General features: G+C 63.3%; 23 protein-coding genes. 13 read left to right on the top strand and 10 right to left on the bottom strand.

Annotated features, from left to right (window positions below; translation table 11 throughout):
* Positions 1–153: 153 nt before the first annotated feature.
* The 5 genes from AB688_RS22890 to groL all read left to right on the top strand — a co-directional run bounded on the left by AB688_RS22890 (position 154) and on the right by groL (position 4,757).
* Complete coding sequence (locus tag AB688_RS22890; protein WP_054893835.1) at positions 154–1,161, top strand: DUF481 domain-containing protein; 1,008 nt, start codon at positions 154–156, stop codon at positions 1,159–1,161.
* A gap of 96 nt (positions 1,162–1,257) precedes the next feature.
* Positions 1,258–1,989, top strand: a complete 732-nt coding sequence (locus AB688_RS22885) for a HugZ family protein (RefSeq protein WP_063545998.1) — start codon at positions 1,258–1,260, stop codon at positions 1,987–1,989.
* A 65-nt stretch (positions 1,990–2,054) separates the two neighbouring features.
* On the top strand, positions 2,055–2,516 hold the full coding sequence (locus tag AB688_RS22880) for an FxsA family protein (RefSeq protein ID WP_054893833.1): 462 nt from the start codon (positions 2,055–2,057) through the stop codon (positions 2,514–2,516).
* A 259-nt stretch (positions 2,517–2,775) separates the two neighbouring features.
* Positions 2,776–3,069, top strand: a complete 294-nt coding sequence (locus tag AB688_RS22875; RefSeq protein WP_029614823.1) for a co-chaperone GroES — start codon at positions 2,776–2,778, stop codon at positions 3,067–3,069.
* 44 nt (positions 3,070–3,113) lie between these two features.
* Positions 3,114–4,757 carry a chaperonin GroEL gene (gene groL, locus AB688_RS22870; RefSeq protein WP_054893832.1) on the top strand — a complete coding sequence of 548 codons (1,644 nt, stop codon included), beginning with the start codon at positions 3,114–3,116 and terminating at the stop codon, positions 4,755–4,757.
* 81 nt (positions 4,758–4,838) lie between these two features.
* Here groL and AB688_RS22865 read toward each other — a convergent pair whose 3' ends face one another.
* Positions 4,839–5,564 (bottom strand): phosphatase PAP2 family protein, encoded by a 726-nt coding sequence (locus AB688_RS22865; protein WP_063545997.1) that lies wholly within the window; start codon positions 5,562–5,564, stop codon positions 4,839–4,841.
* A 189-nt stretch (positions 5,565–5,753) separates the two neighbouring features.
* Here AB688_RS22865 and colR point away from each other — a divergent pair, with 189 nt between their 5' ends.
* The 5 genes from colR to AB688_RS22840 all read left to right on the top strand — a co-directional run bounded on the left by colR (position 5,754) and on the right by AB688_RS22840 (position 9,520).
* Positions 5,754–6,437 (top strand): two-component system response regulator ColR, encoded by a 684-nt coding sequence (colR, locus tag AB688_RS22860; protein ID WP_054893830.1) that lies wholly within the window; start codon positions 5,754–5,756, stop codon positions 6,435–6,437.
* Positions 6,427–7,746 (top strand): sensor histidine kinase, encoded by a 1,320-nt coding sequence (locus AB688_RS22855; protein WP_063545996.1) that lies wholly within the window; start codon positions 6,427–6,429, stop codon positions 7,744–7,746. The genes colR and AB688_RS22855 overlap by 11 nt, the downstream gene beginning before the upstream one ends.
* Positions 7,747–7,897: 151 nt before the next feature.
* The gene (locus tag AB688_RS22850) at positions 7,898–8,578 is read left to right on the top strand and encodes a class I SAM-dependent methyltransferase (RefSeq protein ID WP_063545995.1); all 681 of its coding nucleotides are present in this window, start codon (positions 7,898–7,900) and stop codon (positions 8,576–8,578) included.
* Between the two features lie 7 nt (positions 8,579–8,585).
* Positions 8,586–9,284 carry a lipopolysaccharide kinase InaA family protein gene (locus AB688_RS22845; RefSeq protein WP_054893827.1) on the top strand — a complete coding sequence of 233 codons (699 nt, stop codon included), beginning with the start codon at positions 8,586–8,588 and terminating at the stop codon, positions 9,282–9,284.
* Positions 9,284–9,520 (top strand): hypothetical protein, encoded by a 237-nt coding sequence (locus AB688_RS22840; protein WP_063545994.1) that lies wholly within the window; start codon positions 9,284–9,286, stop codon positions 9,518–9,520. The genes AB688_RS22845 and AB688_RS22840 overlap by 1 nt, the downstream gene beginning before the upstream one ends.
* Before the next feature lie 45 nt (positions 9,521–9,565).
* Here the strand turns inward: AB688_RS22840 and AB688_RS22835 are convergent, their stop codons facing one another.
* From AB688_RS22835 to AB688_RS22795, 9 genes are all read right to left on the bottom strand, one after another.
* Positions 9,566–12,649, bottom strand: a complete 3,084-nt coding sequence (locus AB688_RS22835; RefSeq protein WP_063545993.1) for a multidrug efflux RND transporter permease subunit — start codon at positions 12,647–12,649, stop codon at positions 9,566–9,568.
* Positions 12,650–12,662: 13 nt separating this feature from the next.
* Positions 12,663–13,793: an efflux RND transporter periplasmic adaptor subunit gene (locus AB688_RS22830; protein ID WP_063545992.1), complete on the bottom strand. Its 1,131-nt coding sequence runs from the start codon at positions 13,791–13,793 to the stop codon at positions 12,663–12,665.
* A gap of 219 nt (positions 13,794–14,012) precedes the next feature.
* Entirely contained in the window at positions 14,013–15,110 is a 1,098-nt protein-coding gene (locus tag AB688_RS22825; RefSeq protein WP_054893823.1) for a DUF1513 domain-containing protein, read from the bottom strand.
* 2 nt (positions 15,111–15,112) lie between these two features.
* Positions 15,113–16,177 (bottom strand): imelysin family protein, encoded by a 1,065-nt coding sequence (locus AB688_RS22820; RefSeq protein WP_054893822.1) that lies wholly within the window; start codon positions 16,175–16,177, stop codon positions 15,113–15,115.
* 18 nt (positions 16,178–16,195) lie between these two features.
* On the bottom strand, positions 16,196–17,623 hold the full coding sequence (locus AB688_RS22815; RefSeq protein WP_063545991.1) for a di-heme oxidoredictase family protein: 1,428 nt from the start codon (positions 17,621–17,623) through the stop codon (positions 16,196–16,198).
* A 237-nt stretch (positions 17,624–17,860) separates the two neighbouring features.
* Positions 17,861–19,192, bottom strand: coding sequence for an imelysin family protein (locus AB688_RS22810; protein WP_063545990.1), 1,332 nt, complete (start codon positions 19,190–19,192; stop codon positions 17,861–17,863).
* A 160-nt stretch (positions 19,193–19,352) separates the two neighbouring features.
* Positions 19,353–21,404, bottom strand: a complete 2,052-nt coding sequence (locus AB688_RS22805; protein WP_063545989.1) for a putative bifunctional diguanylate cyclase/phosphodiesterase — start codon at positions 21,402–21,404, stop codon at positions 19,353–19,355.
* A 307-nt stretch (positions 21,405–21,711) separates the two neighbouring features.
* Complete coding sequence (locus AB688_RS22800) at positions 21,712–22,308, bottom strand: superoxide dismutase (RefSeq protein WP_054893818.1); 597 nt, start codon at positions 22,306–22,308, stop codon at positions 21,712–21,714.
* A 192-nt stretch (positions 22,309–22,500) separates the two neighbouring features.
* Positions 22,501–23,100, bottom strand: coding sequence for a LysE/ArgO family amino acid transporter (locus AB688_RS22795; protein WP_054893817.1), 600 nt, complete (start codon positions 23,098–23,100; stop codon positions 22,501–22,503).
* 126 nt (positions 23,101–23,226) lie between these two features.
* Between AB688_RS22795 and AB688_RS22790 the strand changes: the two genes are divergently transcribed.
* From AB688_RS22790 to AB688_RS22780, 3 genes are all read left to right on the top strand, one after another.
* The gene (locus AB688_RS22790) at positions 23,227–24,117 is read left to right on the top strand and encodes a LysR family transcriptional regulator ArgP (RefSeq protein ID WP_063545988.1); all 891 of its coding nucleotides are present in this window, start codon (positions 23,227–23,229) and stop codon (positions 24,115–24,117) included.
* A gap of 49 nt (positions 24,118–24,166) precedes the next feature.
* A complete protein-coding gene (locus tag AB688_RS22785) occupies positions 24,167–25,162 on the top strand; it encodes an NAD-dependent epimerase/dehydratase family protein (RefSeq protein ID WP_054893815.1) in 996 nt (331 codons plus the stop codon).
* Between the two features lie 86 nt (positions 25,163–25,248).
* Positions 25,249–26,067, top strand: coding sequence for a hypothetical protein (locus AB688_RS22780; protein WP_063545987.1), 819 nt, complete (start codon positions 25,249–25,251; stop codon positions 26,065–26,067).
* The last annotated feature ends 4 nt before the right edge of the window (positions 26,068–26,071 follow it).

Genomic DNA, 26,071 nt, shown 5'->3' with positions numbered 1-26,071 from the left:
CAGTCAATTCCTGACCTGAAGGTGAAACAAGATGAAAGATTGGCGGAAATGAGAATTGAACTCGTAGGCATAGGCCCGGTCTGTCCTTGCTCTGGTCGTGGGTATCTGGATAATGCCCGACTTTTTTCGTCCAACCGAACGCAAATTCTGCCTATGTCCTCTAGAGCTTTGCTGTGCCTTTTCGCCGCCACCCTCTCTGCGCCCGTGCTGGCAGACACCGTCTGGATGAAGAACGGTGACCGCCTGAGCGGCAAGATCAAGGTCTTCGACGGCGGCAAGCTGCTGCTCGAAACACCCTATGGCGGCAGTATCGCCCTGGACTGGAAGCAGGTTCAGACCCTCGAAAGCGACCAGGAACTGTTGGTCAAGCAGGACGCCTACTCCGGCGAGAAGGCCAAGTCGCTCAAGGCCGCCGAAGCCGGCAAGGTGACCCTGGCCAACGGCGATGCGCCCAAGACCGTGGAGCTCGCCAGTATCGAGCAGATCATGAAGCCGCGCCCGCTGGTCGAGGACTTCCTGTGGAAAGGTAATGTCGACCTGGCGCTGGACTACAAACGTGCCGAAAACGACACCGACGACTACGACGTCAGCTTCAAGACCACCGCGCGCCATGGCCGCTGGCGGCACAACGCCGAAGGCGAGTACAACCGCGAAACCAAGGACGATGTCACCACCACCAACAACTGGAGCGCCGAGTACGCGCTGGACCGTTTCCTCACCGAAAAATGGTTCTGGCAGGGGCGCCTGGAATACAAGCGTGACCAGATCGAGAATCTGGCACGCCAGCGTACCGTCGGTACTGGCCCGGGCTATCAGTTCTGGGACGACGAGCTGGGCGCGTTCTCGCTTGGTTCGCTGATCAACCGCACCGACTACGAATACCGCGATGGCGGCAAGGATAACTTCTATTCGGCAGCGGTGAAGTGGGACTACAACCGCTACCTGATCGGCAAGAAGGTCGAGTTCTTCACCACCGGCGAGCTGGGCAAGCCATTCGGTTCGGTCGCCGATTACTCGCTGGATGCCGAGATGGGCCTGCGCTACAAGGTGACCGAGTGGGCCTCGCTCAACCTCAAGGCCGAGAAGGACCTGATCAAGGGCACCAGCGACAGCGACCTGGACAAGACCCGCTACACCGCAGGTTTCGGTGTGGCCTGGTAAGACCGTTCTCACGGAGCTGTACAGCGCTCCTGTGGCAGGCGGCGGTGATAATGATTATCTTGTCACCCATCCAGTCCGCTGCCCCAGGAGTTCCCCGTGAGTACCAACGCCATCCGCCCCGCCCGGGAACTGCTGCTCGAAGAGTACCGCGGCGTTCTCTCGACCCTGTCCAAGTCCATGCCTGGCTTCCCCTTCGGTTCGGTGGTGCCCTACTGCCTGGACGCCCAAGGGCACCCGCTGATCCTCATCAGCCGTATCGCCCAGCACACCCATAACCTGCAGAAGGATGCCAAGTGCTCGCTGCTGGTGGGCGAGCGTGACGCCGAAGACGTGCAGGCGGTCGGCCGCCTGACAGTGATGGCCGAGGCGCGCAAGCTGACCGACGAAGCCGCCATCGACGCGGCTGCTGCGCGCTACTACCGGTACTTCCCCGATGCCAGCAACTACCACAAGGCCCACGATTTCGACTTCTGGGTGCTGGAACCTGTGCGGCATCGCTACATCGGCGGCTTCGGCGCGATCCACTGGCTCGACGACGTCACCTTGGCCAACCCTTTCGCCGGGGCGGCAGAGGCCAGCATGATCGAGCACATGAACAGCGATCATGCCAACGCCATCGCCCATTACGTCGAGCTCACTGGTCTGCCGCGCAGTGTACCGGCCGAGATGGTCGGCATCGACAGCGAGGGGATGCACCTGCGCATCGGCCAGGCGATTCACTGGCTGGCGTTCCCGAACACTTGCAATACGCCGACACAAGTGCGCGAAGCCTTGGTATTGCTGGCACGCGCCGACCAGTGGCCCACTCCGGCGAAGGTCGAGGGTTGAAATCGCGAGCAGTTGCATCCATTTGAGGTCTTATTGGAAGGTTCTCTTCCGTCGAGGAATCCTTGATGCGTGCTTTTCTACTGCTGTTCCTGATTTTTCCGGTGCTGGAGTTGTTCGTCTTCGTCAAAGTCAGCGCCGCCATCGGTTTCTTCCCGGCGCTGCTGCTGATCATCGCCGGTTCCGCTCTCGGCCTGCTGGTCATGCGCCTGGCCGGGCTGGCGACGGCGCTGCGCGCCCGTGAAAGCCTGCAGCGCGGCGAACTGCCCGCTGAGGACATGTTCCAGGGTCTGATGCTGGCTGTGGGTGGTGGCTTGCTGCTGCTGCCGGGCTTCATCAGCGATGTGCTGGGTCTGCTGTGCCTGCTGCCCTTCACCCGCCATCTGGTTGCGCGCAAGTTGCGCCAACGGGCCGAGGCCCAGGCCACGCGCCAGCGGGCGTTCCAGGATGATCCGTTCAACGGGCAGCCGCGCGATGGCGGTCACCGTCCGAATGTGATCGAGGGCGAATACGAGCGCCGCGATCAGTGATCGACAAATGAACCCAAGGGGGCCGCTATGCGGCCCCTGCTTTTTTCGGCGTGTACACGCCGATTAAAAAAATTCCATGGCAAGCCTTGTAATCGAATCGAGCGGCCTCATGTATGTGTCACCGCAAGGTTTCTGGTGGCAACACCAGACATGACACGTGGGGTTCGCACGCCGCGAGCCCCCTCCGGCAACGCCGGATAGCCTCAACCGCCGGTGTCGACACCGGCCGATGAAAACCACAATTTGGGAGAGATCGACAATGAAGCTTCGTCCTCTGCATGACCGCGTCGTCATCCGTCGCAGCGAAGAAGAATCGAAAACCGCTGGCGGTATCGTCCTGCCGGGTTCGGCCGCTGAAAAACCGAACCGCGGCGAAGTTGTCGCCGTTGGCACCGGTCGCGTTCTGGACAACGGCGAAGTTCGCGCGCTGGCCGTGAAAGTGGGTGACAAAGTGGTTTTCGGCCCTTACTCGGGTAGCAACACCGTGAAAGTCGATGGCGAAGACCTGCTGGTGATGGCCGAGAACGAAATCCTCGCCGTCATCGAAGGCTGATTTCCCCGATTTCCCTGCTAAAGAATTCCAAGGATTAAACGATCATGGCTGCTAAAGACGTAAAATTCGGCGATTCCGCCCGCAAGAAAATGCTCGTTGGTGTCAACGTTCTGGCTGACGCTGTCAAAGCCACCCTGGGCCCGAAAGGCCGTAACGTTGTCCTGGCCAAGAGCTTCGGCGCTCCAACCATCACCAAAGACGGTGTTTCGGTTGCCAAGGAAATCGAACTGAAGGACGCCTTCGAGAACATGGGCGCCCAGCTGGTCAAGGAAGTTGCTTCCAAGGCCAACGACGCTGCCGGTGACGGCACCACCACTGCTACCGTCCTGGCTCAGGCCATTGTCAACGAAGGCCTGAAGGCCGTCGCTGCCGGCATGAACCCGATGGACCTCAAGCGCGGTATCGACAAGGCCACCGCTGCCGTCGTCGCCGAGCTGAAGAACCTGTCCAAGCCATGCGCCGACTCCAAGGCCATCGCTCAGGTCGGCACCATCTCCGCCAACTCCGACAGCTCCATCGGTGAAATCATCGCCGAAGCCATGGAAAAAGTCGGTAAAGAAGGCGTGATCACCGTTGAAGAAGGCTCGGGCCTGGAAAACGAACTGTCCGTCGTAGAAGGCATGCAGTTCGACCGTGGCTACCTGTCGCCGTACTTCATCAACAAGCCTGACACCATGGTTGCCGAGCTCGAAGGCCCGCTGCTGCTGCTGGTCGACAAGAAGATCTCGAACATCCGCGAACTGCTGCCGGTTCTGGAAGCTGTTGCCAAGTCGGGCCGTCCGCTGCTGATCGTCGCCGAAGATGTCGAAGGCGAAGCCCTGGCTACCCTGGTGGTCAACAACATGCGCGGCATCGTCAAGGTTGCTGCGGTCAAGGCCCCAGGCTTTGGCGACCGCCGCAAGGCCATGCTGCAGGACATCGCCGTCCTGACCGGCGGCCAGGTCATCTCCGAAGAAATCGGCCTGACCCTGGAAACCACTACCCTGGAGCACCTGGGTAACGCCAAGCGCGTCATCCTGTCCAAGGAAAACACCACCATCATCGACGGTGCTGGCGTTGACGCCGACATCGAAGCACGCGTCAAGCAGATCCGTGCCCAGATCGAAGAGACTTCCTCGGACTACGACCGTGAGAAGCTGCAAGAGCGTCTGGCCAAGCTGGCTGGCGGTGTTGCCGTGATCAAGGTCGGTGCTGGCACCGAAGTCGAGATGAAAGAGAAGAAAGCCCGCGTTGAAGACGCCCTGCATGCTACCCGTGCAGCCGTTGAAGAAGGCGTGGTGCCTGGCGGTGGTGTTGCCCTGGTTCGCGCCCTGGCAGCCATTACCGAGCTCAAAGGCGACAACGAAGACCAGAACGTCGGTATCTCCCTGCTGCGTCGCGCCGTCGAAGCGCCGCTGCGTCAGATCACTGCCAACGCCGGCGACGAGCCAAGCGTTGTGGCCGACAAGGTCAAGCAGGGTTCGGGCAACTACGGCTACAACGCTGCTACCGGCGAATACGGCGACATGATCGAGATGGGCATCCTGGACCCAGCCAAGGTCACCCGTTCGGCGCTGCAAGCCGCTGCTTCGATCGGTGGTCTGATGATCACCACCGAGGCCATGGTTGCTGACCTGCCGGAAGACAAGCCAGCTGCTGGCGGCATGCCAGACATGGGCGGCATGGGTGGCATGGGCGGCATGATGTAAGCCAGCCCTGGCCCTAGCTGCATGAAAAAGCCCCGCCTTGTGCGGGGCTTTTTCATGCACGTGTGTCAGACCTGCGTCGACTCAGGCGATGCCGCGTTCAGCCACGGTCACCCTTGCCATCCCCCTGCGATAGAGCACCAGGTAATAGCAGCCCAATCCGATCAACCAGCAGAACACGGCGGTCCAGACGTTGTGCGAGAGAAAGTGTGCGCCCTGCATCATCCGGCCTACCGATAGCACCACCCCGACACCTGCCGCGAGGGCGAAGGCACCACGTGCCAGGCGTGGCTTGCGGTCACGCAGCACGAAGAACAATGCGAACAGGCTGAAGCCGGTCGCTGCATGGCCGCCGGGCCAGCACAGCCCTGGTTTGTCGGTCGCTGGCCGCGCTTCGAGCAGTTTGCTGTAGGTTTCCTTGCCGCCAAACTGGGTCAGGCTCCACGGGCACTGCACCGCCGTCAGTTGCTTGAGTGGCGTGACAAAACCGGTGGACAGCCCCAGGGCCAGCACCAGGCAACCCAGTTCGCGCCGCCAACTGCCCAGGCGTGACCAGAAGAAACTGGCGATGAACGCTACTACCGCCAGCAGCCCGACACCGATCACCGCCTGCTTGACCCGGTCATGCAGAATGGTCTCGAGGAAGTAGCTATGGCGCCCGATGAATTGACCCACGGACGGATCGAACATCAGGTTGGCCACGTCCATGTCCAGCGATGTGGCCTCGAGCAGCAGCAGAACCAGTGCGGTAGCCAGGGGGATGCCAAGGTACAGCCAGGGGTTGATCGGGCGGGGTCGGGCGGTGTGCATGAAGGCTCCACAGGCAAGGGGGAAGGCACGAAAGATCGGGCATTTTCGGTCCGCGGCTATGCTCTGTGTGTGAAGGATCAGTGAAAAAAGCGTCAGTTACGCTGTTTTTCCACCAAGGCTGGCGATGCCTGGCCAATGGCCGTAAGCTGCGCCTGCCGCGCACAGCGAAGCGCCGCACAGGAGACCCCGATGCGCATTCTACTGGTTGAAGACAACCGCGATATCCTCGCCAACCTGGCTGATTACCTGGGCATGAAAGGCTACACCGTCGACTGCGCCCAGGACGGCCTGTCGGGCCTGCACCTGGCCGCGACCGAACACTATGACCTGATCGTGCTCGATATCATGCTGCCTGGCATCGATGGCTACACCCTGTGCAAGCGCCTGCGCGAAGACGCCCGCCGCGACACCCCGGTGATCATGCTGACCGCCCGCGACCAGCTGGACGATCGCCTGCAGGGCTTCCGTTCTGGGGCCGACGATTACCTGCTCAAGCCTTTCGCCCTGTCCGAATTGGCCGCGCGCATCGAGGCGGTGCTGCGTCGCGCCCAGGGCGGTGGTCGGCGTACGCTGCAGGTGGCAGACCTGAGCTACGACCTCGACACGCTGGAAGTCACCCGTCAGGGCAAGCTGCTCAAACTCAACCCGGTCGGCCTGAAGTTGCTGGCGGTGCTGATGCAGAAGAGCCCGCACGTGCTGCGCCGCGAAGTCCTCGAAGAAGCCCTGTGGGGCGACGACTGCCCCGACAGCGACAGCTTGCGCAGCCATGTCCACCAACTGCGCCAGGTGATCGACAAGCCGTTCGAAAAGCCCCTGTTGCATACCGTCCATGGCGTCGGCTATCGCCTCGCCGAGGGTCGCGATGGAGTTTAAGCAGAGCCTTGCCCAGCGCATCATCATTGCCTTTGCACTGATGAGCGCGCTGGTCGCTGGCGCGTTTGCCTTCGGCATCGTCGCCACTGTTCACCTGGTCGAAGAACGCCTGATTTCCTCGGTGCGTGGGGGGGATCTGCAACGTCTGCTGCGCATGGACAGCGTCAGTGACTGGAGCCACCGCCCGCGCCCTGACCAGTTGTTCTACTTCAGCGGCGGTCGCGATGATTTCGAGTTGCCCAAGGACCTGCGTCACCTCGATGCCGGCTTCCATGAAGTGTTCCGCGACCAGCTCTCCTACCACGCCATGGTCGAGGTCGTGGACGGTCGTCGCTATGTACTGTTGCAGGACCAGAGCGATTTCGAGGAGCGTGAGCGGGTGCTGTTCGCCGTGGTGGTGGTGGGCTTCCTGCTCAGCCTGGTGCTGGCGGCATTCCTTGGCTGGCTGCTGGCGCGTCGGGTCATGGCGCCGGTGATTCGTCTGGCGCGTCAGGTTCGCCATCGTGACCAATTGCTCGGTTTGGCGCCGCCGCTTGCGCCGGACTATGCTGCCGACGAAGTCGGGCAGTTGGCGGTGGCGTTCGACGATACCCTTGGTCGCTTGCGCGATGCGTTGACCCGCGAGCGACTGTTCACCAGCGATGTCAGCCACGAACTGCGCACCCCATTGATGGTGCTCGCGACTTCCTGCGAACTGCTGATGGAGAACACCGGCCTGGACAGTCGGTCACGCGCCCAGGTGGAACGGATCGCCCGTGCCACCGAGGAGATGCGCGAGCTGGTCAAGACCTTCCTCATGCTGGCCCGCGCCCAGCGTGACGAAGGTGCGGTGGCCTCGCGGGCCAGCCTGCGCGAGGTCGCTGATGATCTGATCGGCGTGTGGCGCGACACCATCGAGCAGAAGGGCCTGACCCTCTACTACGATGGCCGTGTCAGCGCCAGCCCAACCTTGTACAACGCCACTTTCCTGCAATCGGTGATGGGCAACCTGCTGCGCAACGCAGCGCATTACACCGATACCGGTTATATCCGCCTGAGCCTCGAGGCCCGCGGTTTCAGTGTCGAGGACAGCGGCGTGGGCATTCCCGAGGAGCAGCGTGAGGCTATGTTCAAGCCCTTCGTGCGTGGCGACGAGCGCCGTGGCGAGGGGCTCGGCCTGGGGCTTTCGCTGGTGCAGCGGATCTGCGACGACCAGGGCTGGCGCGTGACCCTGACCGCCACCGCGCCCCACGGCTGCCGCTTCCAGGTAGACCTGAGCCAGGGCACCGCGCTGGCCCATGAGCAGGAAATCGACACGACACTGCAGTAGAAACCGGGGCCGTACGGCGGCCCCGACGCAGAATGTTGTGTAATGATTCGTAAGATTTAACCCTTTCGGGTGACAGTTTTTTCACATGGCGATGACCTGATGCCAACGCTTGCCCACCTAATGTGGTCGGCATTGAGTCAGGAGATGTCCCATGCGTAGCCCTATCAAACTCGAATTTTCCGAAAAGTACGATCAGCAGCACGCCCGTGAGTACTTCATCAAGCATCAGGATGGCCTGGCCCGTCGCCTTTCCCACACGCGTGACGAGCAACTTGCTCGCCGCGCCCTGACACTGGCCGGCGAGCCGGGCCTGGTGCTCGACCTGCCATGCGGCGCCGGCCGTTTCTGGCCGCTGCTGGCGGAAAAACCCAACCGCGTGATCATCGGTGCAGACAATTCCGCTGCGATGATCGAGACAGCCTGTGCGTCGCAACCGCCAGCGGTGGTCCAGCGGGTACGCCCTTTGCAAACCTCAGCCTTTGCCATTGACCTGCCGGACAACTCGGTAGACAGCATTTTCTGCATGCGATTGTTCCACCACATCGGTGATCCGGCCCATCGCAAGACAATTCTTTCTGAATTTCAAAGAGTTAGCCGCGATAGCGTGATCCTGTCGCTGTGGGTGGATGGCAATTTCAAGGCATGGCGGCGCAAGAAGCTCGAACAACGACGCAGCGCCAAGGCGGAGCAGGACAGTTACCAGAATCGCTTTGTGTTACCTGCTGCTACGGTTGAAGAAGAATTTGTGACAGCAGGCTTCAGGATTCAGGAACGTCTCGACTTCCTGCCGTTCTATGCCATGTGGCGAGTCTATGTATTGCGAAAGGGGTGAGGGATTCATGGCAGCAACTCAGGGGCAGGTGTCGCAATTCGACTACTACTGGCAACAGCAGGGGGAATGGGTCGAGGAGCCCAATCAGCGACGTGGCGGTGAAAGTGGCGTGCAGCGCCTGGATGATGGCAACGGCCATCTGCTCTATGCCAAGCGCCAGGTCGGGCATATCTACCGCAGCCTGCTGCACCCCTTCGGCCGCCCCACGGTATTGCGCGAGCTGGACGCCCTGAACAGCTTCGAGCAGTTGGGAGTGCGGGTGCCGCGCATCGTCTTTGCTGGTGCAGAACGCGATGCCGAGCACCAGTGGCGGGCACTGTTGGTCAGTGAAGCGCTGGATGGATTCGTCGATCTCGACACCTGGCACGCCCAGGGCGCTCGCGAGCATTACCCGCAGGTGCTGCATGAACGCATGCTCAAGGACCTGGCTGACAATCTGGCGCGGATGCATCTGGGCCACTGGCAGCACGGCTGCCTGTACGGCAAGCATGTGTTCGTCAAGGTGAGCGGTGAAGGTGAGCAGGCGCGGGCCGAAGTGGCACTGCTGGACCTGGAGAAGTGCCGCCGCCGCATCAGCTGCCAGCGCGCGGCCTACAACGACCTGCGCCAGCTGCGCCGCCATTCGTCGTTCAATGAAGCGGAATGGCAAACCCTGCTCTACTTTTATGAGAGGGCGTTTGGCAGCGCTGTCAAAGGGTTAGGTTGATGAAACTAGAAATAGCTCGAGCTTTGTTCCTGGTGGCCGCGCTTGGCGTGACCAGCGTAGCCGTGGCGGCCTGGGAGGTGCCACGGCCGACCGTGTTCAGCAAGAGCGATGCGGCGGGGCAGTGCGCCACGCCGCGGGTGATAAAGCCAGAGCAGGCGCAGGCCCCGGCCCAGCCGGATCATGATCTGCTGTTGTTCCTGTTCGGGATGCGCCAGGGGCTGCGGCCGTTTGGTTGAGCCCCAGGCACGAGGCCCCGCAGATGCGGGCCTTGTTGTTTCTGGCTAATGGGTTTGTGGTTTTCCCAGGCTTGAGGTTGTGCCGCCGCTCCCCTGGCGCTCATCCGCCACCGTCCGATGCGCCAGCAAGGTGTATACGCAGGGCAGCACGAACAAGGTGAACAGCGTGCCGATCGACATGCCGGTGGCAATCACGATACCGATGTCGAACCGGCTCACGGCGCCGGCACCCGTCGCCAGGATCAGTGGCACCATGCCGAATACCATGGCTGCGGTGGTCATCAGCACCGGCCGCAGACGGATCGCCGCGGCTTCCTCGATCGCCTCGCGCACCCCCAGGCCTTTTTCCTCGCGCAGCTGGTTGGCGAACTCGACGATCAGGATGCCGTGCTTGCTGATCAGCCCGATCAATGTCACCAGCCCGACCTGGGTGTAGATGTTCATGCTCGAGACGCCAAGAAACAGCGGCAGCAGTGCGCCACAGATCGACAGCGGCACGGTCACCAGAATCACCAGCGGGTCGCGGAAGCTTTCGAACTGTGCTGCCAGCACCAGGAAAATGATCGCCAGGGCCAGACCGAAGGTCACCCACAGGGCGCTGCCTTCCTGGACGAACTGCCGCGCGGTGCCGGCATAGTCGAAGGCGAAGCCCTCCGGCGCCTCCTCGCGGGCGATGCCGCGGATGGTATCCAGCGCCTCGCCCATGCTGACCATCGGTACGCCCTGGATGATCGCCGAGTTCAACTGCTGGAACTGGTTGAGCTGGCGCGGTCGGGCCCGCTCGCTGAGGGTGATCAGGGTCGACAGGGGCAGCAACTGGTCCTGATTGTTCTTCACGTAATAGTTGTTCAGCCAGCCGGCGTTGTCGCGGTAGGCCCGCTCGACCTGGGCGATCACCTTGTAGCTGCGCCCTTCGAGGGTGAAACGGTTGATCTCCGCCTCGCCCAGCAGGGTGGCCAGCGTTGCGCCCAGGGTATCCATCGACACCCCCATCTGCGCCGCCTTGGCCCGGTCGATATCGACCACCACTTCGGGCTTGTCGAAGGCCAGGTCGATGTCGAGGAAGGCGAACTTGCCCGAGGCCTGGGCGCGCTCCTTGACGCGCTGTGCCACTTCCAGCAGGGCTGGGTAGTCGCCTGCGGTGTTGAGCACGAACTGGAACGGCAGGCCTTCGCCAGTGCCCGGCAACGATGGCAGGTTGAAGCCGAAGATCTGCAGCCCGCCTATGTCCTCGAGCTTGGCCTGCACCAGCGGCAGCAGCTGCATCTGCGTACGTTCGCGCTCGTTCCAGGGCTTGAGCAGAAAGCCGCCGATACCGCTTTGCACACCATTGAAACCGTTGATCTGGAACGAGGAGTAATACTCGGGGAAGGTCTTGAACAGCGGTGTGAAACGGTCGGTATAGGCGTTGAGGTAATCCAGGTTGGCCGGCTGCGGCGAGCTGCTCATCATGAAGATCACCCCCTGGTCTTCGTTGGGCGCCAGCTCGTTCTGGGTGAACTTGAGCAGTACCGGGATCAGGCACAGGATGATCACGGCGAAGACGATGACCACCGGGCGGCTGTCGAGGGTGCCGTGCAGCAGGCGCTGGTAACGCACTTTCAGACGCTCGAAGATCTGGTCCAGGCGATGGGCCAGGCCTTTCTCGCTCTGCTCGGGGCGCAGCAGCAGTGCGCACATCATCGGTGACAGGGTCAGGGCCACGATGCCGGAGATCACTACCGCGCCCGCCAGGGTCAGGGCGAACTCCTTGAACAGCGCGCCGGTCAGCCCGGTGAGGAAGCCGATCGGTGCGTACACCGCCGCCAGGGTGATGGTCATCGACACCACCGGCATGGCGATTTCCCGCGCGCCTTCGAGGGCAGCGTCGAACGGCGTCTTGCCTTCCTCGATATGGCGGTGGATGTTCTCCACCACGACGATCGCGTCGTCCACCACCAGGCCGATGGCCAGGACCATCGCCAGCAAGGTCAGCAGGTTCAGCGAATACCCCATCATCTGCATGAAGAACAGCACGCCGATCATCGACAGCGGGATGGTGATCACCGGGATCAGCACCGAGCGCAGCGCACCGAGGAACAGGAACACCACGACGATGACGATCAGCACCGCTTCGCCGAGGGTCTTGATCACTTCATCGATGGAGGCCTGGATGAACAGCGTGGCGTCGTAGGCGATGGAGACTTTCAGTGCCGAGGGCAGCTGGCTTTCCAGGTCCGGCATGATTCGCCGCACCTCCTTGATCACCTCCAGCGGGTTGGCCGATGGCGTGGCCTTGATGCCGATGTACACCGACGGGATACCGTCGAAGGAGCTGACCGTGTCGTAATTCTCCGCGCCCATCTCGATGCGCGCCACATCGCCGAGCAGCACACGACTGTCGCCGACGGTCTTGACCGGCAGGGCGGCGAAAGCTTCGGCGGACTTCAGTTCGGTGGTGGCATTGACGCTGGTGACCACGTATTCGCCCTTCACCTCGCCGGCGGCAGCCAGGAAGTTGTAGCGGCGCACCGCGCTGGTCACATCGGTGGCCGAAAGGCCGAACCCGGCCAGCTTCACCGGATCGACCCAGATGCGCATGGCGAACACCTGGTTGCCGAGGATTTCGGCTTCGGCCATGCCTGGCAGGGTCGCAAGCTTGGGTTGGATGACCCGTGACAGGTAGTCGGTGATCTGCGGGTTGCTCATTTCGCTGCTGTAGAAGCTGATGTACATCAGCGCCGAGGCATCGGCCGCCTCCTTGCTCAGGACCGGGTCTTCGGAGTCCTGCGGCAGTTTGTTGCGCACCTCGTTGGCCTTGGCCAGCAGTTGGGTGAACAGGCGATCCGTATCGGCACCGATGCGCGCGTAGACCGAGATCACCGAAAAGTTCTGGCGGCTGACGGAGGTCATGTAGTCGATGCCGTCGGCACTGGCCAGGCTCTGCTGCAGCGGTTGGGTGATGTAGCCCTGGATGGTCTCGGCGTTGGCGCCGGGATAGGCGGTGGTCACCGTGATCAGGGCGTTTTCCATCTGCGGGTACTGGCGGATCTGCAGCTTGCTCCAGGCCTGGAAGCCGAGCAGCAGGATCAGCAGGCTGACCACGCTGGCGAGTACGGGGCGGCGGATGAATGGGTCGGTGAATGCCATACCAGCCTCCGCGTCAGTGGGGGGCCGCCGCGCCTTGGGCGTCGGCGGGCGACAGGGGCGGGTCCTGGCTGATGCGTATCGCAGCGCCCGGGCTGAGCTTGAGCTGTCCGGCGGTGACCACCTGTTCGCCAGCCTGCAGCCCCTTGCGCACCACCACCACGCCATCGCGGCGCTCGCCGGTCTGTACGGTGCGCTGCTCGGCGACCAGATGTGTCTGGCCATCGTCGGCCTTCTTCTCGCCGACCACATACACCGAGTTGCCGTAGAGGGTGTAGGTGATCGCGCTCTCCGGCACCACCACCTGCAATTGCGGATCGGGCAGCAATACCAGCAGGCTGGCGAACATGCCCGGTAGCAGCTTGCCATCCGGGTTGGCCAGGGTGGCGCGCAGCAGCAGGTTGCGCGTGCTTTCCTCGACCTTGGGGTTGATTGCGCTGAGGCGGGCAGGGAAGGTCTGGCCGGGGAAAGCCGCCACCTGCACCAGCACCTGCTGGCCGAGGGACAACTGCGGTAGCGCCTGTTCGGGTACGTTGAAGTCGACGTAGAGGCTGGAGAGGTCCTGCAGCGTGGCAATCACCGTGCCGCTGGCCAGATAGTCGCCGACATCCACCTGACGTATGCCGATGGTGCCGCTGAAGGGCGCCTTCATGCTTTTCTTGGCCAGCGAGGCCTTGAGCTGTTCGACCACGGCCTGGTTGCGCCGGTACTGGGCGGTGAGGCGGTCGAATTCACCGCGGGAGATGGCCGAGTCGCCTACCAGTTGGCTGCCGCGGCCGAAATCGACCTTGGCCAGGCCCAGGTCGGCCTGCGCGGTGCCCAGCAGCGCGGCCTCCTGTTCGCTGTCGAGTTCCAGCAGCAGTTGCCCGACCTTGACCTGTTGTCCGGAATCGAAATGCAGGTGCTTTACCGTCCCGGCCACTTCCAGGCTGAGTTCGACGCCCTGCAGCGCCTTGAGGCTGCCGACCGCCGGCAGGCGTTCCTGCCACTGGCGTTGCTCGGCCTTGGCAGCAGCGACGCTGATCGCGGGTTTGGGAGCGGAAAAGACCTGGATCTGGCGGTAGATCGAAAAGGCCTTGATGCCCCCCAGGGCGAGCACGATCAGCAGCACCACGGCCAACATGATCAGCATGCGGCGGCGTAGCATGGTCCGGTTCCTTGGATGTGATTGTCATGGGTATGGCACGACCACGGGCGATCCTGCCCACGTGCGGATGAAGGCAAGTATTGACTGTTTTTCGGGAAGTGGGAGATGTATCGACTGGGCAGGCCCTATCGCAGGGCGAGCCCGCTCCCACTACCCGTGGATGCCGGGCCTGTGGGAGCGGGCTCGTCCCGCGATAGGGCCGCTGTGGCCAGTGCTGAATCAGACCAGATGCAGGTGATTGTCCCAAAGCCCGGATGGCAGATTCATGGGCTGACCGACCAGCTCGGCCTTGCGGCAGTCGTAATAGCGGCAGCGCCCCTGCCCCGAGGTGACGACGAAGCCGTCCTTCACCGCGCCGACCCCGGCGCAATCGGGCATCGGCGCATCGAGCTTCACCGCGCCGCTGTCCAGGTCCCAGATGAACAGGCGGTTGGCCCGCGGCGCGGTCAGTGCCACCAGGCGCAGGTCACTGTGCACGGCGACACTGGCGGTGTACTGGGCCATCGACTGCAGTTGCCGCTCCGGCACCGGGAAGGCCTTGAACGCCTCGCCCGGACGCTTGATCGCCAGCAGTTCGGCGGTTTCTTCAGAACCTCCCATGAACTGCTGGCAGGCAAGGACGGTGCCGTCATTGCCCACCGCGAGATGGCGCACGCTGTTCATCTGCTGGGCCAGCGTCTCCTTGCTAAGCAGCGTGCCATCACGCTGCATCAGCACCAGGCTCGGCTCCATGGCGTCGAGGTTCATCTCTACCCGGCTTTCGGCCTCGGTGCGGATGCCTCCGTTGGCCACCACCAGGGTTTCGCCGTCGGGCATCCAGGCCACTTCATGGGGGCCGACGCCATGGGTGGGAATCTCGCCGCTGTGTACCAGGCGCTGGCCCTCGAAACGGTAGACCCCGAGCACGCCGCGCCCGGGGTCGGTGGTGTCGTTCTCGGTGGCGTACAGCCACTCGCCATCCTTGTGGATGACGGCATGGCCATAGAAGTGCCGGTTCGGTTGCGAGGTGATCGTCTGCAGCAGACGACCGTCGCGCAGGTCGATCAGGTAGCTTTCGGTACCTGGTCGACGGGCGACGAACAGGGCGACCGGCTGTTCGGGGTGATGAATGATTGCATGGCAACGCTGGGCCACTTGGGTGGCAAACACCTGGGTGCCGTCGAGGCGGTAGCCTACGGCATGGTGGCCGCCATCGGCATCGTCACGCGCCGACAGCAGCAGCGGCTCGCTGCCCTTGTTGCGCAGCAGGGTCCAGCCGCCGAGCGTCAGGGCGCTGAGCAGCACGCTACCGAGTTTGAGGGCCTGGCGTCGCAGCATGATCAGTCACCGTCGTTGGCATTGAAGCCCAGCTGGATATTCAACGCCTTGGCCAGCTCGCCTTCGTGCAGGCGGTGGACGACGTTGAGGCTGTCGTAGATCTGGTTGAGGGTCTGCTTGCCGGCATCGTCGGCGAGCAGTTCGCCCAGGGTCTTCTGGTTGTCAGCCAGCAGTTTGGCAGCGCTGGCGTAGGCATCGTCGATCTTTTGCGCCAGCGCGCTCTGATCTTTACCCAGCAGACCGCGCAGGCCTTTGTTGTCGACCCCGGTCCAGACGGTTTCGGCGGCCTTGAGCGAAGCCTCCAGGCTCTTGAGCGAGGAGTGGCTGCGCCAGGCTTCGGCCTGCAGCGGCTGAGGGATACCCTTGCTCTGACGGCCCATGGGGGCGCCGAGTTTCTTCTTCAGCGTGTCCAGGGCGGTGACCTGCGCGCGCAGCAGGTCGGCGATCGCTTCATGCGAGTCGGCGTAGCGCTGGTTGGGGAACTTGGTCATCTGCGACAGCATGCCATCGGTACTGTTCCAGCTCTTGAGAATGTCTTCGGCCAGGGCTTTCTGGTGCTCGGCGATGGCCACCAGCAGCGGGCAGTAGCGGGCTTTCTGCTCGGCGGTGGCGATGTCCGGCTTGCTGTCGAAGAGGATGTACTCGTAGGCCGACAGGCCACGGACCACGACGCTGGCCTTGCCGAGGCTGTCTGCGTCGACCGGCTTGTCGCCGCTGACCAGTTGCTCGACCTGGCGGCCGACCAGGTTCTTCTTGTCAGGCCAGAACTGCACCTGCCAGGCGCGGTTGCCTTCGGCCAATGGGCCGACCAGCAGCGGCTGCAGCTCGGCCCAGGCCTTCTGCGCGTTGAGGAAGTCGGCGCGGGCGGTGTCCAGGCTCTGCTTGCCTTCGCAATAGGCGAGAGCGCTGGCGGCCAGTTGGCGGTCGGCCTCGACCCAACGGCTGTAGGTCGGCAGGATCACCTGCTGGGCGATGGCGGCGGAGGTCACGGCTTGCTGGTCCTGCGGCGAGCAGGCGCCCAGGGCGATGGCGGCGAGGCTGGTGAACAACAATTTGGGTCGGAACATGCCCGGCTCCTTGCGCGTTTAAAGTGAGTTCAGGAAAGCCAGCAGCGCGGCGCGTTGCTCGGCATTGAAGGTCAGTACGTGACGGCGTGCAGCCTCGGCTTCGCCGCCGTGCCAGAGCACGGCCTCGAGCAGATTGCGGGCGCGACCGTCATGGAGGAACTGGGTGTGGCCGCTGACGGTTTCGGTCAGGCCGATGCCCCACAGCGGCGGCGTGCGCCAATCCTGGCCACCGGCGGCGAACTCGCTACGGTTGTCGGCAAGGCCTGGGCCCATGTCGTGCAGCAGCAGGTCGCTGTAGGGGCGGATCACCTGGTTGGCCAGTTCTGGCTCGACGTTGTCACTGCCCGTGGTGAACTGCGCTGTGTGACAGCCCTGGCAGCCCGCCTGGAAGAACAGGTTCTTGCCGGCCAGCACCTGCGGCGAATTGACCTCGCGGCGTGCAGGGACCGCCAGGTTGCGGGTGTAGAACGTCACCAGGCGCAGGATGTTGTCGCTGACTTCCTTTTCGCCGTTGTCACCGTCGCCGTTGGGCGCGGCGCGGCATTCGACCTGTGCCGGCGTGCAATCGTCCTCGGGCTTGAGGGTGCTGGTCAGGCCCATGTCGCCAGCGAAGGCGTGGACGTTCTGCTGGTTGACGTTGGGTTGCCCGGCTTTCCAGCCGAAGCGGCCGACCACGGTCTTGCCCTGGGCATCGTCCCAGACCCGGTTGGCGCGGCCGCGGATGCCGTCGTTGTTGCGATCATCCGGGTCTTCGTTGGCCAAAAGCGCAGCCTCCGGGATGGCCTCGAGCAGTCCGAGGCCGATCATGGGCGGGGCGACGCGGGCGGAGATGCGTGTGTCCGGGTGCATCGGGCCGTAGCCGAGCTGGGTGATCTCCACGGTCGGGCGGCGCAGTTCGACCTGGTGGCCATCCTCGAAGGTGACGGTCTCGCTGTCGTAGCTGACCCGCACCTTGCCTTCCGGAGCTACGCCGGGGATCGACATGTCCTGCAGTTGCGTACCGTAGACCGGTTCGGGAACCACGCCGAGGCGTTCGATTTCCTTGATGAACTGCGGCTGGTCGGGGATCGACAGGCGCACCAGCATGGACACGGCATTGCGGGCCTCGGCCTCTGGCGGATGACCTCGGCCGTCACGGATGTGGCAGTTCTGGCAGGCATTGGTGTTGAACAGCGGGCCCAGGCCATCGCGTGCAGTGGTGGTCGAAGGTGCGATCACCCAGGGACTGCGGAAGAAGCTGTTGCCAACGCTGAAATCCAGGCGGCGCTCGGGCGTGAGGTTGGCCGAGGGCATCGAGAAGGCGTTGCGGTCGCTGCGCAGGATCGTCGCCTTGCCGCCGGACAGCGCTTCGCCGGGCTCGGCCTGGGTGAAACGCGGAGCGTCGTCACAGGCGGCCAGGACGGTGACCATCAGCAGAAGAGGGAGTCGGGACAGCGACGAGGACATCGAGAATCCTGGGCGTGAGCGAAAAACCGGCGTGCAAGCTTAGCAAAATGGGGATGTTTGAATAAGAGCAATTTGCAATTGCCTGCTGAATCCGCTGGCGGCCCTTTCGCGGGCAAGCCCGCTCCCACAGGCACCAGTGGGAGCGGGCTTGCCCGCGAAGGGGCGGGTTTGGTCAGCGCAAACCCGGATATGAAAAAGGCGACCCGAAGGCCGCCCTTTCAAACCTTCACCCTGGCATCAGAACTCGTGGTCTGCGGTGTCCGGGTTCAGGTTGTCGATGCCCAGCTTGCCGGCGGCCTGCTCGATGGCACCGGTCTGCTTGACCAGCGCCGCGATGGCGTCACGCACCACCTGGTTGCCTGCAGCGTTATCGGCAGCGATCAGCTGGTCGTAGTGCTCGCCCTTGAGGGCGTGGTCGACGATCACCTGGATCTTCGCTTCGGTGTCCTGCAGGTCGGCCTTCAGGGTGGCGTCGGTGGCCGGGTCGATCTTGGCCACCAGCGACGACAGGCTCGGGCCGCTGACCTTGGAGCCGTCCGGACGGGTGTACTCGCCCAGGTAGATGTTGCGGATGCCCTTGGCGTCGTAGAAGTGCGACCAGTGGGTGTTGTCGCTGAAGCAGTCGTGCTCGTCTTCAGGCGAGTTGGCTTCCAGCGAGACCTTCATGCGTTCGCCCGCCAGTTCGCCCAGCGACAGGCTGCCCATGCCGAACAGCATCTTGCGCAGGCCATCCTTGACCGGCTCGGCTTCCAGCGAAGCGCGGTAGTTGTCGGCGACGTTCGGTGCCCAGTTGCCGACCATCTCTTCGAGGTCGCTCACCAGCAGGTCGGTGACGGCTTTGAGGTAGGCGCGGCGACGGTCGTTGTGACCACCGGTGGCACCCTGGCCTTCGAGGTAGTCCGAAGCCGGACGGTTGCCTGCGCCTGGGCCCGTGCCGTTGAGGTCCTGGCCCCAGAGCAGGAATTCGATGGCATGGTAGCCGGTGGCGACGTTGGCTTCGGAACCGCCCAGCTCGTTCAGGCTGGCCAGTTTCTCGGGCGTGATTTCCTTGACGTCGACCTTGTCTTCGCCGACCTGGATCTCAGGGTTGGCGATGATGTTGGCGTTGGCAGCCGGGTTGCCCAGGGCGTGCTCGTAGCTCTTGTCGACGTAGTCGATCAGGCCTTCGTCCAGGGGCCAGGCGTTCACCTGACCTTCCCAGTCGTCGATGATGGTGTTGCCGAAGCGGAAGGCTTCGCTCTGCAGGTAAGGAACGCGGGAAGCGACCCAGGCGTCCTTGGCGGCTTTCAGGGTCTCATCGTTGGGCTTGGCCAGGAACGCGTCGATGGCGGTCTGCAGTTGCTTGGCGGTGCTCAGCGAGTCGCTGTACACGGCATGAACCATTTCGGCGTAGTGCTTGACCACGGCCTGGGCAGCGGCTTCATCGACAGCCCCAGGTGCGGCAGCAGTGCTGGCGGCAGGTGCCTGGGCTTGCGGAGCGGCGGCCTTGTCGTCCTTGCCTTCGCCGCAGCCGGCGAGAGCGATGGCGATGGCCAGCAGACTGGCGGAGGCCAGAGGCATTCGAATCATTGTTGGTTTCCCTGCGTCGTTTGGTTGGACCATGTGTTGGAAGCGCTGCACCGTGGCACGCGAAACCGCAACATAATGCGAAAGATTTGCATTTGGTGTAAAGGGTTGGCCGTGCTTTTCGTGCAAATGTCGTTTCCAGGGTCGTCAATGACGACCACGCTCAGAGTGCCGAGACCTGGTTGCGTTGGGCGTGCTTGAGGAAGGCGGTCAGCTCGCGCGAGGGCAGCGGCTTGCTGTAGTGGTAGCCCTGACCCTCATGGCAGCCCTGGGCGATGATGTAGGTTTCCTGCTCGGCGGTTTCCACGCCTTCGGCGATCACCTGCATGCCCAGGCTCTTGCCCAACTGGATGATGGCGCGAACGATGGTGGCGTCGTCATCGTCGTCCAGCAGGTCCTGGACGAAGCTCTTGTCGATCTTGATCTTGTCCAGCGGCAGCGACTTCAGGTAACTGAGCGAAGAGTAGCCGGTGCCGAAGTCGTCGATGGCGATCAGCGCCCCTGAACGGCGCAGGCTCAGCAGGTGTTGGGCGGCGGTGCTGATGTCTTCCATCAGGCCGGTCTCGGTCACCTCCAGCTCCAGGCTGCGCGGCGGCAGGCGATAGGCCTGCAGCAGGTTGTTGACCACCCGCGGCAGCTCGTTGTGGTGCAGTTGCACGGTCGACAGGTTGACCGCCATGCGCAGCTCGCTGAAACCCAGGTCGTGCCACTCGCGCAACTGGCGGCAGGCCTGGTCGAGCACCCATTCGCCGATGGCGATGATGTTGCCGTTCTGTTCGGCCAGCGGGATGAACTGGTCTGGCGGTACCATGCCTAGCTCCGGATGCTGCCAGCGCAGCAGCGCTTCGACGCCGACCACGCGGTGGTCGCGGTAGCTGATCTGCGGTTGATACACCAGGTAGAGCTGGTTGCGCGGCAACGCCTCGCGCAGGTCTTTTTCCAGCTCTCGGCGCCGACGCATCTCGCTGTCGACGCTGGCGATGTAGAACTGATAGCGGTTGCGCGAGCGGGCCTTGGCCAGGGTCATGGTCTGCTCGGCCTTTTGCAGCAGCTTTTCGGTGCTGTCGCCGTCTTCGGGGAACAGGGTGATGCCGATGGTGGCACGCAAACGGATTTCCTGATGATCGAGGGCGAAGGGCACTTCCAGGTCGTCGAGAATGCTCTGGGCCAGCTCGGCGGCCTCGTAGGGCTGCTCGATGTTGGCTTGCACCAGGGCGAACTGGTCGCCACCCAGGCGGGCGAGGGAACCGAGGCGGCCGCTGTGGGCGCGCAGGCGGTCGGCCAGGGCCAGCAGCAACTGGTCGCCGACCTGGTAGCTGAACTGCTCGTTGATGCCCTTGAAGTCGTCCAGGCCCACGCACAGTACGGCCACACGGTGCTGCAGGCGCCCGCCATCGACGAGAATCTTGTCCAGTTGCTGTTGCAGTTGCTGGCGGTTGGGCAGGCCGGTGAGGAAGTCGTACTGGGCCATGCGCTGCAGGCTGTTTTCCGCCTCGTGGCGCAGATGGGTGTTGCGTTCGATGGAGGCCAGCAACTGGTTGGCGGTGTCGACCCACAGGCCCAGTTCGTTGCGTTCGTGGCCCTTGAGTTGGGGAATCTGGTGCTGGCTGGGGCGGTCGGGGTTGATCTGGGTGAGATGCTCGATGATTTTCGACAAGGGTTTGGTCAGCAGCCAGTGGTACACGAGGTAGAGCACCAGGCCCATGGCCAGGGCGCGCAGCACGCCGGAAATGAAGATGATGACTGCGTTGACCAGAAAGCCCTCGCCATAGCTGGCGGTATCGAGGGTGATGCTCAGGTCGCCGTAGTATTCGCTGTAGGGGCCGCGGCCGACCAGTTGGGTGGTGTAGGTGCGCTCCTGGCCGAGGATCAGGTCGGTCAACCAGCGCAGGGGCATGTCCTGCAGGGGGCGGGACTTCTGCGCGAGCATGGTTTCATTGGGGTGGCCGATGGAGGCCATGCGGACCGATTCGTCCTGGAACAGACCCTCCATGACTTGCATGCCCATCTCTCGGTCGAGGCTGTAGACCGCTTGGGTGGAGGGGTCGCGGAACATGTCGAGGATGCGCTGGGCATCGTTGTTGACGGCCTGGCGGGTCTTGTAGGTGTCATAGACGATCTGCGCACAACTGAGAACGACGCCCACCGCGAGCGCCGACAGCAGCACGACCCTGAGCAACTTGACCGACAAGCTGTTCCGAAATTCCAGCTTCAATGGGGTTTCCTTAATCCATGCGCATGCCATTATTTTGCCATCAACCTTGGCAATACACTATCGACCGATTGCCGCGGCAGGCGAGGGGCCCGTCGCTGGATGCACCCTGAGTACTGTATCGGTTATGCGGCCTTGCGACTTGAATGTCCTGCATCAACTTTCCAGAAGGTTGATGTTAGCGCGCTATTGAGGGGGAGCAAGAGAGGGCGCGCGGGAGGCTTGAAAATTAGCTGTGGTTTTTCCGTTTCCTGGACCCGGGAAACAAAAAAACCCGGCCAGGGCCGGGTTTTTCAGAGCGCTGAACGAATCAGGCCTTGAAGGTCTTGCCTTCGAACTGCTCGGCAACGAACTTCCAGTTGACCAGGTTCCAGAACGCCTCGACGTACTTTGGACGCAGGTTACGGTAGTCGATGTAGTAGGCGTGTTCCCAGACGTCGCAGGTCAGCAGCGGGGTGTCGCCGCTGGTCAGCGGGTTGCCGGCGCCGATGGTGCTGGCCAGGGCCAGGGAACCGTCAGCCTTCTTCACCAGCCAGCCCCAACCGGAACCGAAGGTGCCGACCGAAGTCTTGGTGAACTCTTCCTTGAACTTGTCGAAGGAACCGAAGGCAGCGTTGATGGCTTCAGCCAGGGCGCCAGTCGGCTGGCCGCCGGCGTTCGGTGCCAGGCAGTTCCAGTAGAAGGTGTGGTTCCAGACTTGAGCTGCGTTGTTGAAGATACCGCCCGAGGAGGTCTTGACGATTTCTTCCAGCGACTTGCCTTCGAATTCGGTGCCTGGGACCAGGTTGTTCAGGTTCACGACATAGGTGTTGTGGTGCTTGTCGTGGTGAAACTCCAGGGTTTCCTTGGAGATGTGCGGCTGCAGGGCATCGTGGGCGTAGGGCAGCGGCGGCAATTCAAAAGCCATGGTGGATCTCCTGATTCAGGTCTGTTTGCGGTTTGCGCAAGGCCGATCACGGGCGGCCCGATGAGCGTCGGCGAGTTTGTACTCTTTGCGACGCAAGGGCTGGATCATAGCACCAGCCCCCGCGCATAACCACGCAACAACTATAGGGAATAGAGGTTCCAGAGCGGTTGGGCCCCGGCGACCAGTGGGGAATCAGCCGAGGATCAGTTGCGCGGCGACGGCGAACATCATCACCGCCACCATCAGGTCCAGCAGCCGCCAGGTCCCGGGGCGTGCGAGCCAGGGTGCGAGCCAGGCGGCGCCCAGGGCCAGGGTGAAGAACCACACCAGCGATGCGCTCGCCGCTCCGGCGACGTAGGCCCCGGGCACCGTCTGCTGGGCGCCGAGCGAGCCGATCAGCAGCACGGTGTCCAGGTAGACGTGGGGGTTGAGCAGGGTCACCGCCAGGGCACTGAGCAGCACTGCCCGGCGTGAACGCAGGCCTTGGCCTTGCTGCTGTTCCAGGCTCTGCCTGGAGCAGGCCCGTTGCAGGGCCTTGGCGCCATACCAGATCAGGAACAGCGCACCTCCCCAGCGTGCGGCGGCAAGCAGGGTCGGGTTGTGCGCCAGCACCGTCGCCAGGCCGAACACTCCGGCCGCGACCAGGATCGCGTCGCACAGCACGCACAACAGTGCCACCGGCAGGTGATGTTCGCGGCGCAGGCTCTGGGCCAGGACAAAGGCGTTCTGGGTGCCGATGGCCATGATCAGGCCGAAGGCCACCAGCATGCCGTTCAGGTAACTCTGCCACATAACGGGAACACTCCACGGGCGCCACCTTTGAAGGGCGACGCGGATTCACAAGAAGATGCTGGCCATTGTCGGCAAGGGCGCTGTATAAGAAAAACAAATAGTACTCATCCGGCATTAGGAAAATCGATGTTCGACTACAAGTTGCTCGCTGCCCTCGCCGCCGTGATCGAACAAGGCGGGTTCGAGCGCGCCGCCCAGGTACTGGGGCTTTCGCAGTCGGCCATCTCGCAACGCATCAAACTGCTGGAGGCGCGTGTCGGCCAGCCGGTGCTGGTGCGTGCCACGCCACCGAGCCCGACCGATGTCGGTCGCCAGTTGCTCAACCACGTGCAGCAGGTGCGCCTGCTCGAGCGTGACCTGCAGCGCCAGGTCCCGGCGCTGGATGAAGAGGGCATGCCCGAACGTCTGCGTATCGCCCTCAACGCTGACAGCCTGGCGACCTGGTGGGCCGGGGCGGTGGGGGATTTCTGTGCCGGGCAACGCTTGCTGTTGGACCTGGTGGTCGAAGATCAGGAAGTCGGTCTGCGGCGCATGCGTGCCGGCGAGGTGGCGGCCTGCCTGTGCGGTAGCGAGCGCCCGGTGGCGGGTGCGCGCAGCCAGCCGTTGGGGGCGATGCGCTATCGCGCGCTGGCAAGCCCGGCGTTCATGGCGCGGTATTTTCCGCAGGGGTTCGAGGTGGCGCGGCTGGCCCGTACACCGGCGGTGGTCTTCGGGCCTGACGATTTCCTGCAGCACCGCTACCTGGCGTCATTGGGGATCGAGGACGGTTTCCTGCATCACCTGTGCCCGTCGTCCGAGGGTTTTTTGCGTCTGACCGAAGCCGGGCTCGGTTGGGGCCTGGTGCCTGAACTGCAGGCCCGCGAACAACTGGCCAGTGGGCAGTTGGTGGAAATCTGCAGCGATACTCCCATCGATGTGCCGTTGTACTGGCATCATTGGCGCAACGGCGGGCAACTGCTCGCACAACTGACAGAACACCTGCGCCAGGCGGCGCCAGGTTGGCTGGTGCCGTTGTAGGCACGGGCGGCGTCAACTGCATCTGTAATCTGGCAAGGCGGAGTCTTACATGCGAATTCTGGTCACCGGCGCGAGCGGCTTCATTGGCGGGCGCTTTGCGCGTTTTGCCCTGGAGCAGGGCCTGCAGGTGCGGGTCAACGGCCGCCGTGCCGAAGGCGTTGAGCACCTGGTCAAGCGCGGGGCGCAGTTCATTCCAGGCGACCTGGGCGACGCCGAGGTGGCGCGCCGTCTGTGCCAGGGCGTCGACGCCGTGGTGCATTGCGCGGGGGCGGTGGGCAACTGGGGGCGTTATCAGGATTTTCATCATGGCAACGTGGTGCTCACCGAGAACGTGGTCGAAGGTTGCCTCAAAGAACATGTGCGGCGCCTGGTGCACCTGTCGTCGCCGTCGATCTACTTCACTGGCCGCTCGCGCCTGGACATTCGCGAGGACCAGGTGCCGCGGCGTTTTCACGATCACTATGCGCTGACCAAGCACTTGGCCGAGCAGAAAGTCTTCGGTGCCCAGGAGTTCGGCCTCGAAGTGCTCGCCCTGCGTCCGCGCTTCGTCACCGGCGCGGGTGATGCGAGCATTTTCCCGCGGCTGATGCGCATGCAGGGCAAGGGACGTCTGGCGATCATTGGCAATGGCCTGAACAAGGTCGACTTCACCAGCGTGCACAACCTCAACGAGGCGCTGCTCAGCGCCCTGTTCGCCGAAGAGCAGGCGCTGGGCCAGGCCTACAACATCAGCAACGGCCAGCCACTGCCACTGTGGGACGTGGTCAATTATGTAATGCGCCAGATGCAGTTGCCGCAAGTCACCCGCTACCGCTCCTATCGCCTCGCCTACAGCCTCGCAGCTGTCAACGAGGCTGCCTGCATGCTCTGGCCCGGCCGGCCGCAACCCACCCTGACACGTACCGCGATGCAGGTGATGAGCAAGGATTTCACCCTCGACATCAGCCGCGCCCGGCATAATCTCGACTACCGCCCCAAGGTCAGCCTGTGGACCGCGCTGGATGAATTCTGCGGCTGGTGGAAGCACCTTCCGGGGCAGCAGTGAACCTGTCGGGCGGAAGATGGTCATCAGTGCGCCGCCCGGGCGGTTTATAATATGTCTCTTTGCTATTAGTGCGGTCGAACCTACCCATGCGCAACGATGCCCACGATGATTTCGATGATGTGCCGGTCCTGAGGGCGGGTACGCCTGACGATGATGAACTGCTTCCGGCTCACGTGGCCCGCGGCCGCCAGAAAGCCGCGCGCCCGGCCAGCAGCGGCCCTTTGTGGGCGCTGCTGCTGGCCTCGTTCATCGCCCTGGCCGGGCTCGGCTGGTGGAGCTTCCAGCAGATCTCGCTGATGGAGCAGCAATTGGTGGCCACTCAGGAGAGCTTCGCCCGCATCAGCGAGGAAGCTGCCGGCCGCCTGCAGGCGATCAGCGGCAAGGTCGATGCCAGCGAGTCGAACAGCAGCACTGGCAGCGAAGCCCTGAAACTGCAGATTCGCCAGTTGCAGGCCAGCCTTGCCGAGCAGAGCAAGCAGCAGGAAGGCGTCGCTGGTCAGGCCGGCGATCTGGGCAAGCGCCTGGAGCAGGTGCTGGCCGATACCCGTGAGCAGCAGAAGGCGGTGACCGAACTGCAGACCCAGTTGCAGGCGCAGCTCAAGGCCGTGAATACCGAATTGGCGGCGCTCAAGTCGGGCCAGGTCGATGGCGGCAAGCTCGATGGCCAGCTCAAGAGCCTGAGCAGCGAGGTGGCTGCAGTGAAGAAGCAAGGCGCTGCGATCGAGAGCCTGGAGCAGGATGTGCTGGTGCTCAAGAGCCAGGCGGACAACCGTCCAGCCAGCGCGGCTGCTGGTGGCGCGTCGGTGCAGGAGTTCGATGCCTTCCGTGGTCAGACCACCCGCAGCCTCAACACCTTGCAGAGCCAGATCCAGAACCTGCAGCAGCAGATCAACGCGCGGCCTTGACCGC

Origin of the sequence: Pseudomonas putida (assembly GCF_001636055.1) — a bacterium.
In the GTDB taxonomy this organism is placed as follows: Bacteria; Pseudomonadota; Gammaproteobacteria; order Pseudomonadales; family Pseudomonadaceae; genus Aquipseudomonas; species Aquipseudomonas machongensis.
This window is presented reverse-complemented; position numbering and strand designations above follow the sequence as displayed.